The sequence below is a fragment of the Paracoccus spongiarum genome (assembly GCF_030732095.1).
GTDB lineage: Bacteria > Pseudomonadota > Alphaproteobacteria > Rhodobacterales > Rhodobacteraceae > Paracoccus > Paracoccus spongiarum.
The window spans coordinates 222,277-237,296 of record NZ_JAVAMQ010000003.1; the positions used below are offsets into that span (position 1 = coordinate 222,277).

13 protein-coding genes are annotated in these 15,020 nt (G+C 67.6%); 5 read left to right on the forward strand and 8 right to left on the reverse strand.

Going from position 1 to position 15,020, the window contains the following annotated elements:
• Positions 1-6: 6 nt before the first annotated feature.
• The 8 genes from cas6e to Q5Y72_RS04920 all read right to left on the reverse strand — a co-directional run bounded on the left by cas6e (position 7) and on the right by Q5Y72_RS04920 (position 9,380).
• The gene (cas6e, locus tag Q5Y72_RS04885) at positions 7-762 is read right to left on the reverse strand and encodes a type I-E CRISPR-associated protein Cas6/Cse3/CasE (protein WP_305962269.1); all 756 of its coding nucleotides are present in this window, start codon (positions 760-762) and stop codon (positions 7-9) included.
• Entirely contained in the window at positions 759-1,478 is a 720-nt protein-coding gene (cas5e, locus tag Q5Y72_RS04890; protein WP_305962270.1) for a type I-E CRISPR-associated protein Cas5/CasD, read from the reverse strand. The genes cas6e and cas5e overlap by 4 nt, the downstream gene beginning before the upstream one ends.
• Positions 1,471-2,550, reverse strand: a complete 1,080-nt coding sequence (gene cas7e / locus Q5Y72_RS04895) for a type I-E CRISPR-associated protein Cas7/Cse4/CasC (protein WP_305962271.1) — start codon at positions 2,548-2,550, stop codon at positions 1,471-1,473. Before cas7e ends, cas5e begins: the two co-directional genes overlap by 8 nt.
• A complete protein-coding gene (gene casB / locus Q5Y72_RS04900; RefSeq protein WP_305962272.1) occupies positions 2,547-3,044 on the reverse strand; it encodes a type I-E CRISPR-associated protein Cse2/CasB in 498 nt (165 codons plus the stop codon). The genes cas7e and casB overlap by 4 nt, the downstream gene beginning before the upstream one ends.
• Complete coding sequence (casA, locus tag Q5Y72_RS04905; protein WP_305962273.1) at positions 3,041-4,489, reverse strand: type I-E CRISPR-associated protein Cse1/CasA; 1,449 nt, start codon at positions 4,487-4,489, stop codon at positions 3,041-3,043. Before casA ends, casB begins: the two co-directional genes overlap by 4 nt.
• Positions 4,490-4,820: 331 nt before the next feature.
• Positions 4,821-7,334, reverse strand: a complete 2,514-nt coding sequence (cas3, locus tag Q5Y72_RS04910; RefSeq protein ID WP_305962274.1) for a CRISPR-associated helicase Cas3' — start codon at positions 7,332-7,334, stop codon at positions 4,821-4,823.
• Between the two features lie 487 nt (positions 7,335-7,821).
• The gene (locus Q5Y72_RS04915) at positions 7,822-8,376 is read right to left on the reverse strand and encodes a nucleotidyltransferase family protein (protein WP_305962275.1); all 555 of its coding nucleotides are present in this window, start codon (positions 8,374-8,376) and stop codon (positions 7,822-7,824) included.
• The gene (locus Q5Y72_RS04920; RefSeq protein ID WP_305962276.1) at positions 8,376-9,380 is read right to left on the reverse strand and encodes an XdhC family protein; all 1,005 of its coding nucleotides are present in this window, start codon (positions 9,378-9,380) and stop codon (positions 8,376-8,378) included. Before Q5Y72_RS04920 ends, Q5Y72_RS04915 begins: the two co-directional genes overlap by 1 nt.
• Positions 9,381-9,487: 107 nt before the next feature.
• On the opposite strand from Q5Y72_RS04920, the gene Q5Y72_RS04925 reads away from it, so the two are divergent.
• From Q5Y72_RS04925 to Q5Y72_RS04945, 5 genes are all read left to right on the forward strand, one after another.
• On the forward strand, positions 9,488-10,192 hold the full coding sequence (locus Q5Y72_RS04925) for a GntR family transcriptional regulator (protein ID WP_305962277.1): 705 nt from the start codon (positions 9,488-9,490) through the stop codon (positions 10,190-10,192).
• 95 nt (positions 10,193-10,287) lie between these two features.
• A complete protein-coding gene (locus tag Q5Y72_RS04930; RefSeq protein WP_305962278.1) occupies positions 10,288-11,151 on the forward strand; it encodes an FAD binding domain-containing protein in 864 nt (287 codons plus the stop codon).
• The gene (locus Q5Y72_RS04935) at positions 11,148-11,648 is read left to right on the forward strand and encodes a (2Fe-2S)-binding protein (RefSeq protein ID WP_305962279.1); all 501 of its coding nucleotides are present in this window, start codon (positions 11,148-11,150) and stop codon (positions 11,646-11,648) included. Before Q5Y72_RS04930 ends, Q5Y72_RS04935 begins: the two co-directional genes overlap by 4 nt.
• A 2-nt stretch (positions 11,649-11,650) precedes the next feature.
• Positions 11,651-13,942, forward strand: a complete 2,292-nt coding sequence (locus Q5Y72_RS04940) for a xanthine dehydrogenase family protein molybdopterin-binding subunit (protein WP_305962280.1) — start codon at positions 11,651-11,653, stop codon at positions 13,940-13,942.
• Position 13,943: 1 nt separating this feature from the next.
• On the forward strand, positions 13,944-14,981 hold the full coding sequence (locus Q5Y72_RS04945; protein ID WP_305962281.1) for a CobW family GTP-binding protein: 1,038 nt from the start codon (positions 13,944-13,946) through the stop codon (positions 14,979-14,981).
• The last annotated feature ends 39 nt before the right edge of the window (positions 14,982-15,020 follow it).

Consider the following 15,020-nt stretch of genomic DNA (forward strand, 5'->3'; position numbering starts at 1 on the left):
CATGGTTCAGGCTCGGCGGATGAGCATGAGCCCGCAGCCGAAGCCCCGCGCCCGTCCGAACCCCTGCCCGAGCTTTTCCACGAAGACCGCAGGATCGGTCACGGTCAGGGAGCCCGACATGTCCAGGATGCCGTATTGCGGCTGCCCCTTCCGCCGCCCGACATGGCCCGGCAGTGCGGCGGTAGAGTAGTCGCCTACCGTCACGTCATCCGGCACGAATCCGGCCTCCACGCCCTGACGACCGAGCCATTCCGTCGCCGCGTCCTGCGCCATCGACAAACGCTGCTTCGGGCGCTCGCTTTCCACGCCCGGGGGCAGGTCGCGTTGGCCGGGAAGCGGGCGCAGGCGGTCCATGACCAGGTCGATATGCTTTCGCTTCCGCTTACCGTTGGGGGCCAGTTCCGTAGACTTGACCGTTCGCGTGGCGTTAGCCCGCAGGGTGAAGGCAAGCCGGTCGCCCGGCTCCAGCGCCGGAGCAAGCTCGCGGGTTTCCGGCGACTCGAAGAGACGCGAGGGCGCGGGCGGCCGGTGCGACAGCAGCGTGAAGCGCCCGCCGCCCTCGTCGCGCCAAAGGAAGTCGCGCGTGCGGTCCGGCGTGTCGGCGAAGAGCGTCCAGATCAGCCGGTGATGCGCATCGCTGCGGCACCCGCGCTCGCGGGTGTCCATGCCGCCGGCATGCCGGGATGCCGGATCGAGAAGCGGGCGCAGCGCGTCCAGGTCCGGGCCGTGCGCCAGGCGCAGGCGAGACAGCCAAAGCGTCATGCCGCGGCCTCCCCCGCCACGCCGGGCGCGATCTCGCAGGGCAGGATCTTCACTGTGCGGGGCGCGAAATGCCATGCGATGCGGTCTATCGGCCGGTCCTGGCGCGTCTCGACGCGACCGCCCGGCAGATCCTCTTCGGTGGCGATGGCATGGGCGCGCGCCCCGCGCTGCCAGGGTGGCAGGGACAGGCGGGTCAGCGCGGTCGCGGCATCGGACGCCGCCACGATCTTCGGCGCGAGCGGAACCGAGAGCGGGCAGGACTTCCGGCCCAGGTAGAGCGTGAAGGCGGGACGCAGAAGCGCCTCGCGCAGAACGGCCAGCCCATTGCCCCACAGCGCCACGCCGTAGAGCGTGCCCACCCGGTAGTCGCGCAGCGTGATGGAGGTTTCCGCGCCGCCCTTGCCCAGCCGCACGGACTGGCGCGCCAGCCGAAGCGCCTCGCCGCGGGATTGCGGTCGCCGTGCCGCGGCCGAGGGCACGGATTGGACAGTGTGATAGTCCCGAAGGGGGTCGCCCTCGGCGAAGATGGCGACAGCCATCCCCAGCCGGTCCAGGGCAGAGAAGTCGTTCTCCCGCCGGATCCCCATCGCCGCCGCGCAGAGACCCAGCACGGACGACCGGCCCGGCCAAGACCAGCTCCCCCGACGCGCATGGCCGGCCAGTTCTCCCATCGAACCCAGAGTGGCTGCGAGCGTGAAGATCAGGTGGTCACGCATGGGCAGGCACCGAGGCCGCCGCGAAGGTAGCGATCTCGTCCAGCGTGCCGAGACCTGCCTTCACGTCCATGACCTCGACCGCCTCGCAGGCCGGACCATAGGCGCGGTCGAGCTGTTCGGACATGCGCTGCAGCGCATCGACCGAAGTGCGCTCGATGTCGTCGGACTTCAGGTCGACGGGCTTGAAGAAGGCGCCCGTCAGATCGCGGGGCTGGACCGCACCGCGCTCGACACGCATGTAGATGGCCCGCGGATGGTGGGCGAAGGTATTCCGCTTGCCCGAGGGCGTTGCGGTGGCCAGTGCGCGGGCCAGCGCCTCCAGACCCTTGGCTGCCAGCTCCGCGTCCCCGGCCAGGTTCTCCACCAAGAGATCGACGTTGACGCAGGCATAGAGATAATACACCCCCGAGCCGAAGCCGAGTTCGCCCAGGTGGCCCGCGCCCGTATCCTCCCGCTTGTTCAGGTCGTCGACGGCGGAATACCAGTCGTCCTCGGCGATGGCACGGTGGGTCGTGATGGCGTGCGAGACCTGAACCGCAGCCTCGCGGTTGTACTCGGGGTCGCTGGCCAGCATCCGGCCGAACATAGCGATGTCGACGGCCCCATCGGCCTTGCGCAGCACGAGCCGTTTGAGTTCCTTGCCCGTGGGAAATGCCTCGCCCGCAAGCTTGCGCGCCGCGAGATCTCGGGCAAGCCGCCATTCCTCGGGCGAGACGAAGGCGAGCGTGGTGGCCAGCGCGACCTGCGGCTGCCCTTTTGCGGGCGCCTCCAGGGTGGAAAAGATGCCGGCGACCTCCACCGCTACGGCGCGCGCCTGGTCGGCAGGCGCGCCGCCCTTGATCAGTTCATCCTCAAGTTCGGTGCCCAGCCGCTTGGTCCGTGTCCCGATACTGCCAGCGAGGGCAGCATCGAAGTGCTGGCTCTCGCGCAGGGCCCGCTTCACTGACTGGGAGGACAGCCGCAGCCTTTGTGCGCCACCCAGCATGGCCTGCTTGGGCCGGCCTTGGTCGTCGCGGTTGGGGTTGGACGGAGGGTAGGTGGTCAGGACGTGGAACTGGACAAAGGTGGTCACGCGGTCGTCTCCTCATCGGGCGCGGATGTATCGGGTTCGGCGGCAGCACTGTGGGGCTGCCGCCCTCCGTGGTAGTCGATGGCCCAGCGGACGCGGACAGCATCATCCCAGGCGAGAAGGTCAGCGCCCAGCCTGCCCACGTCGCACGCGCGATCCACCATCGGCAGGGCGCGGCGGATCAGGTCGGCCAGCTCCTCGCCCTCGGCGCGGATCAGCCGCTCGAAGCGCAACGGGGACAGGGTCTCGCCCAGCCGCCGCGGCAGCGGTTCGCTGCGGTGCTCGCGCACGGCGGCAAGGACGCGCACCAGCGGCAGCAGCTTCTCTGGCTGTCGCAGAAGGTTAAGATCCTTGCCCAGATCGTAGACCGCGCTTTGGGCGAGGCAGGCGATGGGTCCGCCCCGGGCGAGACGAGCAGCCAGAGCTCGCGCCGCCGGGGAATCGCGGGCACCGATCCGCTGGCTCCACCAGCCGTGAATGATCTTGCTGTGGCTCATGCTGCTGCCTCCTTCTTCTTTCCGGGAAGCGGGAGCACCAACTCGGCGAAGGCTTTTCGGCCGAGCGGGGTGAAGCCATCGAAAGCCATCGCCAGCCCCTTGTGTGCGTCCACGATCGCCTTCTGATCCGGCACCCTGCGATCGGCGAGCCCATCCATCGCCAGTCGTTCGAAGATCGCCATGCCGACCCGGCGCATGTCCTTGAGCCATCGGCGCGCGACATCCTCGGCGGGCTCGGTCGCCAACTCCAGCAATCGAGCCTCGAACGGGCCCTGGGTACGGGTGTAGAATTCCTCGCGCGCGGCTTCACGCGCCTCGCCCCGGGCTTGAACAGGCGCCAGCGCGCCGCGCAGGGCCGCTGCCAGATGCTCTGCCGCACCGACCATGCCGTTGGCCCGAACCGCCTTTTTATCAGGCAGGTTGACCAATGGCGGACGGGCGTGGACGTAGTCGAGAGCCTTCATGTTCTCCATCGCCCATCCGGCAACGATCAAATTGGCGGCGCGCTCCGGGCTTCGACTTTCCCACGCGCGGACCATCGCAGGGCGCTCCCGCAGGCCGTCCATGGCCTGCACGGCTACGCCGAGCCAGTGGCGATAACCGAAAAACCCGGCGCGCGGCCGGACGGGTAACGGATCATCCCCGGCCTTCTGCCGGTAATAGCCGGTCAACGGGTGCGTCCAGCCAGTGTACCGCGTGCCGTTCGGACGCTGAATCACGGCAGTCACCCGATCCCCATCCGCCACCAGCCAGAACCTCCGGGGCATGCCGAAGAACACCTCCGCCCGATGGGCCTGGTGCGGGTATCGCGAGGCCCCGCCCTCAGACGTGACGGTGGATCGCGTCCAAGGCAAATCCTCGGGCCGAGCAGGCCGGCCGTCCGGCACGTTGGCCCAGACGAGTGGCCAGAGGCCGCCGCCCGGGTCGACGAGCACTGTCATAGGCCCCCCGCCCCGGAGCGACGTGAGGTTCCCCCGCCCGCCCGACGGGGCCTGGGTCTGCATTGTGTAAAGCGCCATGGCCGCCAGCGGCAGGTCGAGCGCCTGATAGCGCCCCTCACGGACGGTCAGCGCGCCGCCCTCTCCGCCCGAGTCGATGAACAGGAGGTCGGTGGCCCGCGCCTCGCCTGCAAGCCCGCCCAGTTCCTGCATGAACCGGGGCCCGTCGCCCAGCAGATCGAACGCCGGTGCGAAGGGCATCAGACGCGAGCGAAGCCGTTCAGCGTCCGGTTCTTGGCGGTCCTGCCAGTCGTCCACATGGGCGGGCGGATCGGCGAGCGCCACCAAGCCGATGAGCAGTTCAAGGCAAGCAATGTTCAGGTCTGGGCGTGGCCAGTCGGGACGAAGAAGCGCAGAATCGGCCATCTGCCACGGCGCGATCCGCCGGCGATCACCAGATGTGTCGATCACCGGGATCCAGGCATCGGAAATGAGATTCAGGGGCATGAAAAAAGCCTGTGTGTCAGGACTGCCGAAGTCAAACCTTGCCTGACCGTAAGTGCCGCGGTAATATTGGCGCGCTCAGGCAGGCAAGGGTTATATCAGACCCATCTTCGGAACCTCCTGTGTCGGTGCTCTCTGAACGCTGCAACGATCAGAGAGCTGCCTTTGGGCCTACCAGCGCCGAGTCAGGGGAAGCCTTGGCTCGGCGCGTGTGTATTTGAGCAGAATCAGTGCCCCCTGTCAATGATGCGCTGTCGCGCTCTTAGCTTCGGTTCATCCCCGCGCATGCGGGGAACGGTTCGGCGCACTTCAGCGCTGACACGCCCTTAGTGGGTCATCCCCGCGCAGCCGGGGATGAAAACAGCAAGCCCTCTTTGCCGCTGTAATGCAACCCCTCTGCGATCCTTCCATCCTGATTGACCGGGCAGACCGTCACCGCCTTGCGCCTCCAGTCCGGCCAGCCCGTCGTAAACGCCACGATTTCCGGCGCGCCCTGGTCGGGCAACCCGGAGGAGGCCAGGCGCGCTGCCGCCGCGGTAAGCTCGGAAAGCGCGAGGCTGTCCGCCAATGTCTCGCCCTCCGCCCAAGGGGTCAGGCGACCGGCCTGCCAGCGGGCGAGGACCAATCGCAGCACCGGCTGCCCAAGTCGAGTCGGGAACTCGCTGTCTTCCCATCCCTCCGCCCCGTCCCGATAGCCCAGCGCGAAATCGAGTTTGTTCCGCTCGCCCTGCGCCCGCGCCGCATGGTCCTTGCCCTCGGCCTCCATCTCGGCCCTCACCAGCGCTGCGGGGACATCGCCCGCGTCCAAGCCATGAACCGCCTCGATCAGGCCGCGCAAGTCACCCGGCGGCTCGATCTTGCCGGCACGGAACAGCACATCGGCCGTCCGCCATTGCAGTCCCGGCGGGTAGACATGCGCTCCGGCCCCCAGCACGGGCTGGAGCCAGCGCGCGTCACGCACGTCTTCCGGGTCCGCGGACAACACATGAAGAACAGGCTCGGGGACGGAGCGCGACCCGTGTGGGCGCAGGTCCATGTGCCGCCAGAGCCGGCCCATCCGCTGGATCAGCGCCGCCATCGGGGCGAGGTCCGACACCATCACATCGAAATCCAGATCCAGGCTCGATTCCAGGATCTGCGTCCCGACAAGAACCCTGGCTCCCCGGTCTTTGCTGCTCTTCCCGAAAAGGTCGAGCGCAAGGGCCTCGTGTCGCTTTCGATCGGCCAACGCAAAGCGGGCATGGAGCACGTCCGCCACGACTCCTTTTTCCCGCAGTGCCTGGACAGCGGCGATCGCCTCATCGACCGCATTCCGGATCCACACGCAGGCCGCGCCTTCAGCGACCTGCGTGGCGAGCAGGTCGACGACCTCCTCGGGGGAGCCGATTCGCCTGACCCGGACGGCACCCCGATCCCCGGTATGACAGGGCAGTTCCGGCGCTCCGCCGCCCACCACCGTGAGCGCCGGATAAGCCCGATCCGTCAAGGGCGCCGCTGGCCGGTCCGCACCATCCTCGAAGGCCGCCACCAGCCGCGCCCGAAGGCCGAGCGGCAGCGTCGCAGTCAGCAGGATGGCCGAGCCGCCCATTGCGGCATGGATGCTCAGCAGCGTGACGAGCAACTCCTGAAGATAAGGGTCGCCCATCTCATGGACCTCATCGACAATCAGGATCTTCGACGAGAGACCATAGAGCCGCAGGCATGAATGTCGGGTCGGCAGTACGGCAAGCAGCGCCTGATCGACAGTGCCCACGCCAACGTCGGCAAGGAGCGCCCGGCGCCGATCCTCCGCCAGCCATTCCGAGCAGCCAGGCTCGTCCGGGGATGGCCGGTCACGTCCGATCAGGTCGCGAAACCCGACCGACAGCCCCGCCCGCCCATGCGCCAGGGTGAGCGATGGTCCACTTTCGAACATCCTGCCGACGCAATCCCTGTTGCGCAGGAACATGGCGTCCGCTGTCGCCATCGTTGGCAGGGCAAAGAAAAGGCCGCGTCCCTTTCCTGCCGCCATCATCCGCTGCGCCAGGATCAGCGCAGCCTCGGTCTTGCCGGCGCCCGTCTCGTCCTCGATCACGGCGAGCATCGGACCCTCACAAAGCGCCACGGTCGAGCAAGCTTCCTGCATGGGCCGCAGGTCGAAGTCGAAAAGATCTGCAGTTGAAGCTGCGGGCCAGGAAAAGCCTGCTTTTTCTACCGCCGATGCTGCTTGGGGCCGCGTCTTTGCAAGGTATTCAGCCGGGCCGAGAATGGGTGAATGCGCGCCAAACCAATTTCCGTTCGACCCGATCCAATCCGCCGCGGCGATCAGACCGGGCAACCACCACGACAGTCGGATCATCTCGTCACGGGTCAGATCGGCCAGCGAGGCCTGCGGCCAAAGATTGGAAAACTCCTGGATCACTGATGCAGCATCCGCGAGCGACTCCGCGCCTGCGACATCCAGCATGCGCCCGATCTCGTCGGCCGAGGCCCTCGGCGGGCGGCCGTGGTGCCCCGCCGTCGCGGCATAGAGCGAGAACCGCCATGTCTGGCGAACGTCGCCCCACACCCTCGCCAAAAGCGCATCGTGATGGCGCAGCAGCGCCTCGGTTACCTTCCAGTGGGAGCCGAAATGCTGCGGCGTACCGTTCAGAATGCAATCGCGGAACGCACCCCCGATCTTGCCGAGGTCATGCAGGGCCGACAGCAGAACAAGCGCTTCTTTGCGATGCTTTGGCATATCCCAGGTTGCGAGCATCACTTCGGCAACCGCGGCAACGTCCAGCATGTGATAGACAGCCGCGTGGTGCAATCCGCCCGGCTCCTGCGGGCTCTTGCCGGGCCAATTTTCGATCCATTCGATCGTCATGTCTGGGCTCTTGTGTGCATGGGGCCGAACGCCCAGTCCTCTATGCGCAACATGTCCGGTCAATGAGACCGACGGCAAGGCACAACCGTTGCCTTGACTTCAACCGGATCTGCATATCTTCGACGGAGCCTGGCCGCCGTCCGGAACCGCGTCGTGCATTTGCGGAACTTCGCCATACTCGTCGCGTGCTTGCGGAAAACATCGGACGTTGGCATTTCGCCCTCCTGCTCCGTCGGCATCCCGATGATCTGATCGGCCGCGAACCTCGGTCGCTTTGTGGTCCGCCTCTTGGGTCGGTGGGAAGGAACCGGTCTCAGGTCAGGGCAGTCCGCCAACTTGAAGGAGACCACGAAGAGCGGTTGGGGGTAGGACCCGGGCAGATTTTCAGGCAGAAGCCAGACGACAATAGGCCGTTCGCTGAATCTGTCCTGAGGGGTGCCTTGGTGTCCGCCACGCCCTCGCATTCGGGCGGGCCGATCGGCCTTGATCAGGGCAAGGCGTGGCGGAGGTCCTCGATCGTGTCGATGTCCAGAGCTTCCGCAGAGGGGATCGGCAGCAGGCGTGCGGGGGGCAGGGCGGCGATCAGGGCGCGGGCGCCGTGGTCGCCCTCGGACAGGGTGAGGGCGTGGGCGAAATCCCCGGCCGCGATCAGGGCGGGCGGAAGGCGTCTTGTGCCCTGAAGGCAGGCGGCGGTGCCGTGCATCCCGCTCAGCCGGTGCAGCAGGCCGGGCGTCACATTCGGCATGTCGCCGAGGCACAGCACCAGCCCCCGTGCCTTGCGGCGCCGTGCCTCGCGCAGCGCGGCGCCGAACGAGGCCGACATGGGCAGGCCGGTCCCGACCGACAGGCAGCGCATCCCGGCCGGCAGCACAGCGGCCACCGACGGGGAGGACACCACCGCGATCACCATGTCGCAGCCCGCCGCGCACAGCGCGCGGGCGGGCCAGGTGACCAGTGGCTCGCCCCGCCACGCAGCCAGCAGCTTGTCCTCGGCGCCGAATCGGGTCGAGGCGCCGGCCGCCAGCAGGGCGCCCATCAGCATCAGCCCCTGCCCGTTATCGCGGCCGCGTCCCGAACGGGCCCGTGGTCGCAGGCGATCGCGGCCTGCAAAACCTCGGACAGGGCCGATACGGCCAGCATGCGCGGATCGCGGGATGACGGGATCAATCCGATCGGCCCGCGCACCCGTGCGCGCGCGGCAGCCGGCACGCCGATCTCGGCCAGTCTTTGCAGTCGTGCCGCATGGGTCGCGCGGCTGCCCTGCGCACCGATGTAGAGGGCGGGCCGGTCCAGCAGCCCGCGCAGGATCTGCGGCTCGTAATCATGGTCGTGATAGAACAGCAGTGCGGCGCAGCGGTCGTCGGGCACCAGGTCCGCGAAGTCGGGCAGGTTGTCCAGACGGCGGATCCGGCAACCCATCGCCTCGGCCGCGGTGAGGGTCTGATCCTCGTGCGACACCAGCACATGATCATGGCCAAGTGCGCGGACCAGATCGGCAAAGACCGCGGCCTCGGCGCCAGCGCCAAAGATGACGAAGCGCAGAGGCCGCTTGAAGGGGATGGCGGCCGCCGGACGGTCGGGCGCATCGCAGGCGGTGCGCAGACCGGGGTGCAGCGTCATGCGTCCGCCTGCCGAAAGGCACAGCGTCACCGGCTGTCGCGCGGCCCTCGCGCGGGCCAGCTCGACCAGGATGTCGAAGTCGCGAAGCGCGAACAGCAGGACCTCGATCGCACCGCCGCAGGGAAGGCGCAGGTCGATGAAGGGCGAGCCGGCGCCATAGCGAAGGCGCATCGGCGCGCCGGACTCGCGCAGACGGCCGGCATGCAGGATCAGGTCTGCCTCGATGCAGCCCGAGGACAGCGCGCCCGCAAAGCGGCCGTCGGGCGCGATGGCCATGGCTGCCCCGGCGTTGCGATAGGCGGGCCCCTCGGTCGCGGTCAGCACCGCCATCACGGTGCCGGCGCCCTGCGCCAGCGCGAATGCCCAGGGGTCGGTCAGGGCCGGGTGGCAGCTGTCCTGTCCGCGCGGGGCAGCGGCATGTGTCACGGCAAATCCTCCTTCTTCGCGTCAAGGCGGCCGAGGGCCTGAACAAGATCGTTGACAATCTTTGCCCGAATCTGCAAGCTTAAAATTGTCGACAATCGGAAAGGCTCATGGATCAGATCGTTCCCCGCACTGCAGACGTCCTGCCTTCGGCCCCGGAATGGCGCAAAAGCGGCCCCGAGGCGGAGGAGCGCGTCGTGCGCCTTATCACCGAGGCAATTCAGCAGAATCGCCTTCAACCTGGTGATCGGCTTGTCGAACGAGAGTTATCGGACGGTGCCGTGGCCAACCGCCAGGCGGTGCGTCAGGGCCTTGCGCGGCTGGCGCAGGCCGGGCTGGTGGTGCTGACCCCGAACCGCGGGGCGACCGTCGTGCAATACTCGCCAGAGACGATTCGCCAGATCATGCAGGCGCGGATTGTCAACGAAGGCGCGGCGCTGCGCGACCTGGCCGAGACGATGGACGATGCCGGACGCGACCGGCTGGTGGACATCCTGCGCCGCGAGGCGGCCGCCTATGACGACGGCCGCGTGACCGAGGCGCGGCATCTGTCGCGGGCCTTCCATGCCACGGTGATGGAACTGGCCGGCAACGAGATGATGACCCGCTTTGTCAACGAACTGATCGCCTGCCAGCCGCTGCTGGGCAACAGCAGGACCGGAAAGCAGTCCAGCTTTTCGGGCGTCATCGCCCATACCCGCACGGTTGCCGCCCTGCTGCGCAAGGACGGCGCCGAGGCCGAGGCCATCAACACGCAACTGCTTCTGGCGCTGGAACGCGAATTCCTGCGCGAAGCCACGGCAGAGCCCGGCTGAGGAGCAGACAGGAAAGACACGACCCCCGGCGTAGCCCCGATCGGTAAGCGGCCAGGCATCACGACCAAGCTTGCGACCAGCCAGAGGAGGGCGAATTGCGACGATTCGAATATCACGAGCCGGCGACGCTGGAGGAGGCGTCCCGCCTGATGGGGACGCTGGGGCAGGGGGCCTTCCTGCTGGCAGGGGGCACCGACCTGTTCGTGGAAATCCGCGAACGCCTGCGCAGCGTGGCCCATCTGGTCAACATCAAGCGCGTCCCGGGCCTTGACCGGGTGGAATGGTCCGACCGCGACGGGCTGCGCTTTGGCGCGCTGGTGACGGCGGGCCAGCTGGAAGCCTCGGCCGACGTGGCCGCGCGCTATCCGAACCTGCATGCGGCGATGCGTGCGCTGGCCTCGATCCAGGTGCGCAACCGCGCCACCGTCATCGGCAACATCTGCCGCGCCTCGCCCTCGGCCGATTCGATCCCGCCGCTGGTTGCCGACGGCGCCAGCATCGAGACCTTCCGCCCCGAAGGCGGTCGCAGCATCCCGCTGGCCGAGTTCTTCACCGGGCCGGGCCGGTCGGTGCTGGAACCGGGCGAGATCGCGGTGGCCATCACCGTGCCGCCGCCCGCGCCGGGCAGCCGCCGCGCCTATCTGAAGCATGGCCGGCGCAAGGCGATGGAACTGGCCACGGTCGGCGTCGCGGTCAGCCTCGACACCGCTGACGGCATCTGCACCGGGGCGCGCATCGCGCTTGGCGCGGTGGGGCCGGTGGTGCTGCGCGCGCCGCAGGCCGAGGCGATCCTGACCGGATCGCGGCTGGATGCCGCCACCATCGAGGCCGCGGCCCGGCAGGCGATGCAGGAATGCACCCCGATCAGCAATGTCCGCAGTTCGGCGGACTACCGGCGCGAGATGGTGGGCGTTCTGACCCGCCGCGCCGTCACCCAGGCAATGGAGCAAGCGGCATGACCAAGACGCTTCTGGAACTGACCGTGAACGGCGAGGATCGCAGCCTGGCCATCGAACCCTATCGTTCGCTTCTCGACGTGCTGCGCGAGGAGGCCGGGCTGACCGGCACCAAGAAGGGCTGCGACGTGGGCGATTGCGGGGCCTGCACGGTGATCGTGGACGGCCAGCCCGTGAATGCCTGCCTGATGCTGGCCGTCGAGGCGCAGGGCGCCAGCGTGCAGACCGTCGAGGGGCTGCAACCCGGACCGGACGAGTTGCACCCGCTGCAGGATGCGTTCATGGAACACGGCGCCTCGCAATGCGGCTTCTGCACGCCGGGCATCCTCATCATGGCCAAGCATCTGCTGGACCAGAACCCGCTGCCCACGGACGAGGAAATCCGCTTCGGGCTGTCGGGCAACATCTGCCGCTGCACCGGCTATACCAAGATCTTCGACGCCATCCGCACCGCCGGCCGCCGCATGGCGGCCGCCAAAAGCCAATCCGTGGAGGCATGACGATGACCAAGCAGGATTTCCGCATCGTCGGCAAAAGCGTCAAGCGCCAGGACGTGATCGAGAAGGTCACGGGCGAGGGTCGCTATACCGGGGACTATCACCTGCCGGGCCTTCTGCACGGCAAGATCAAGCGGGCCGAGATCGCCCATGCGCGCATCAAGCATATCGACGTCTCGAAGGCACTGGCCTATCCGGGCGTCAAGGCGGTTCTGACCCATCATGACGTGCCGAAGGTGCTGCATTACGGCTCGCCGCATCCGCGCTCGGCCTCTTGCACCAAGGATCAGTACATTCTCGAGGACAAGGTGCGCTTCTGGGGCGAAGGCGTGGCTGCCGTGGCCGCGGTCAGCGAAGAGATCGCCGACGAGGCGCTGGACCTGATCGAGGTGGAATACGAACCGCTTCCCGCGGTTCTCGACATCGACGCGGCCCAGCAACCGGGCGCGCCGCTGATCCATGATGTCGGACCGGGCGGCAACCTGGTGATCCCGCCGGTCCATATCGAACGCGGCGATGTCGAGGCGGGCTTTGCCGAGGCGGACCTGATCCTCGAAGGCGTGTTCGAGGGCGGCCGCCCGGTTCCCACCTACATGGAGCCGAATGTCTGCGTCGCGGACTGGGACGGGTCGGGCAAGCTGACCTTCTGGACCTCGACCCAGACCTCGTTCATGGTTCGCGGCGCGCTGGCCGAGGTGCTGGACCTGCCTCAGAACAAGGTCCGCGTCCTCGTCGATCACATGGGCGGTGGCTTCGGCGCCAAGCAGGACCTGTTCCAGCACGAATTCCTCTGTGCGCTGCTGGCCAGGCAATGCCGCCGGCCGGTGAAGATGGAGTTCACGCGCAAGGAAACCTTCATCGCCGGGCGCTCGCGCCACCCGTTCCGCATGTGGCTGAAACAGGGCTTCCGCAAGGACGGCACCCTGACCGCGCGCGACATGAAGATCGTGTATGAATCGGGCGCCTACGGCTCGCACAGCCCCGGCGTCACGAATGTCGGCACGGCCTCGGCCACCTCGCTCTATCGCTGCCCGAATGTGCGGCTGGACGGGCGGGCGGTCTATACCAACACGCCGATCGCGGGGGCCTATCGCGGCTATGGCGTGGTGCAGACCTATTTCGCCATCGACATCCAGATCGACGAGGCGGCCGAAAGGCTGGGGATCGACCCCGCGCAAATGCGGCTGCTGAACGCGGTGCGCGAAGGCGATATCGCGCCCTCCGGCCATCCCATCGTCGGGCGCGGGCTGGAAGCCTGCATCAGCCGCGGCATCGAGGCCTTCGACTGGCCAGGCAAGCGCGCGGCCGGCCGCGGCGATCCCGCCAACCCCGCGATCCGCAAGGGCTGGGGAATCGGCTGCGAGATGCACGGATCCTCCGCCTATCCGGGCATCAGGGAACAGGGCAACGCCACCGTCAAGATGAACGAGGACGGCAGCGTCACCCTGCTGACCGGGGCTGCCGGCCTCGGCACCGGCGCGCACACCGCCCTGGCGCAGATCGTCGCCGAGGAACTGGGCGTCACCTTCGAGTCGGTCTCGGTCGTGCATGGCGACACGGATGTCGTCCCCTGGGACATCGGCGCCTTCGCCAGCCACACGACCTATCTCGTCGGCAGTGCGGCAAAGATGGCCGCCGCCGATCTTCGCCAGCGGGTTCTGGCCCGCGCGGCCGAGCGGTTGCAGGAAAGTCCCGAGCATCTGGCGATGGTCGACGGCGTCATCACCGTTCAGGGCAAGCCCGGCCAGACCCTGACGGTGGCCGAGGCGATGGGCCCATCGCGCGGCATCCCGGCCGAGCATCTGATCGCCAACGGCACCTACATGCCGACGAAGTCCTATTCCTTCGCCGCGCATTTCGTCGAGGTCGCCGTGGACACCGAGACCGGCATCATCGAATGCCGCAAGGTGGTCCCGGTCCATGACGTGGGGCGCGTGATCCACCCCATTGCCGCACAGGGCCAGATCGAGGGCGGCATCCAGCAGGGCATCGGCCATACCCTGACCGAGGACTACATCATCGACCGCAGCACCGGCCGGTCGCTGAATGCGGGGCTGGTCGACTACAAGATGCCGCTGTCGATGGACATGCCGGACATCGACACGATCATCCTCGAGGCCGCGCCCGATCCCGGCGGTCCCTGGGGTGCCAAGGGCGTGGGCGAGGACCCGATCATCGCCATCGGCCCGGCCATCGCCAACGCCGTCCACGACGCCATCGGCGTGCGCTTCCACCACTATCCCATCACCCCCGAGGACGTGCTGAACGGCCTGCGGCAGAAACAGGAGAACGCTTGACATGCAGGTTTACGAAATCCAGGACCAGAAGATCCCCGTCACCATCCTCACGGGCTTTCTCGGCGCCGGCAAGACGACGCTGCTGAACTACATCCTGACCGAGCGGCACGGCCACCGCATCGCAGTGATCGAGAACGAGTTCGGCGAGATCGACGTGGATTCGGATCTGGTCCTCGCCTCGGACGAGGAAATCTTCCAGATGAAGAACGGCTGCATCTGCTGCTTCGTGGATGTCCGCAACGACCTGATCCAGGTGATGAAGAAGCTGCTGGCGCAAAAGGACCGCTTTGACCATGTGATCGTGGAAACCAGCGGGCTGGCCGACCCGACGCCGGTCGCGACCAGCTTCTTCATCGACCCCGAGGTGACCGAGGCCGTCCTGCTGGATGCCATCGTGACGCTGGTGGATGCCAAGCATTTCGGCCAGCACCTGCACGACAAGCAGCTGGACGGGCGCGAGAACCAGGCCGTCGATCAGGTGGTCGCCGCCGACCGGATCATCGTGAACAAGACCGATCTGGTCAGCGAAGCCGAACTGGATGCGCTGGATGCGGATCTGCGCGAGCTGAACCAGACCGCCGAGATCCTGCGCGCCCAATATGGCAAGGTCGATCTGGACGCGATCCTGGGGATCAGCGGCTTCACCCCCTCCTATGTCGAGGAACGGGCCAAGCTGCTGGATCTGGACGGCGCGCATGGCCATCACCACAATCACAGCCACGATCCCAGCGTCTCGTCGGTCTCGTTCACCTTCGACCGGCCTTTCGATCAGGACCGGCTGATGGCGTTCCTGAAGCGCCATCTGGCCGAGAACGCCGAAAACGCCTTCCGCACCAAGGGCATCCTGTGGATGGAGGGCGACGAGCGGTTCTTCGTGCTGCAGGCCGTCCACGAGTTGATCGACCTGCGCCCCGATCACCCCTGGCGCGCCGACGAACGCCGCGAGAGCCGCATCGTCTTCATCGGCCGCCAGCTTGACCGCCCGGCGCTGGAGGCCGAACTGCGCGCCTGCCTGTCGCCGCTCGAGGTGGCCGCCTGACCACGGCACCCGCGATGACCGGCCGGCCGCCCGCGGCCG

Excerpts from the sequence above, each read along its gene's own strand:
- Q5Y72_RS04925 (WP_305962277.1), top strand. The coding sequence starts at position 9,488 with ATGGATCAGATCGTTCCCCGCACTGCAGACGTCCTGCCTTCGGCCCCG.
- casB (WP_305962272.1), bottom strand. The coding sequence starts at position 3,044 with ATGAGCCACAGCAAGATCATTCACGGCTGGTGGAGCCAGCGGATCGGT.
- Q5Y72_RS04915 (WP_305962275.1), bottom strand. The coding sequence starts at position 8,376 with ATGCTGATGGGCGCCCTGCTGGCGGCCGGCGCCTCGACCCGATTCGGC.
- cas6e (WP_305962269.1), bottom strand. The coding sequence starts at position 762 with ATGACGCTTTGGCTGTCTCGCCTGCGCCTGGCGCACGGCCCGGACCTG.
- cas5e (WP_305962270.1), bottom strand. The coding sequence starts at position 1,478 with ATGCGTGACCACCTGATCTTCACGCTCGCAGCCACTCTGGGTTCGATG.
- Q5Y72_RS04935 (WP_305962279.1), top strand. The coding sequence starts at position 11,148 with ATGACCAAGACGCTTCTGGAACTGACCGTGAACGGCGAGGATCGCAGC.
- Q5Y72_RS04940 (WP_305962280.1), top strand. The coding sequence starts at position 11,651 with ATGACCAAGCAGGATTTCCGCATCGTCGGCAAAAGCGTCAAGCGCCAG.
- casA (WP_305962273.1), bottom strand. The coding sequence starts at position 4,489 with ATGCCCCTGAATCTCATTTCCGATGCCTGGATCCCGGTGATCGACACA.
- cas3 (WP_305962274.1), bottom strand. The coding sequence starts at position 7,334 with ATGACGATCGAATGGATCGAAAATTGGCCCGGCAAGAGCCCGCAGGAG.
- Q5Y72_RS04945 (WP_305962281.1), top strand. The coding sequence starts at position 13,944 with ATGCAGGTTTACGAAATCCAGGACCAGAAGATCCCCGTCACCATCCTC.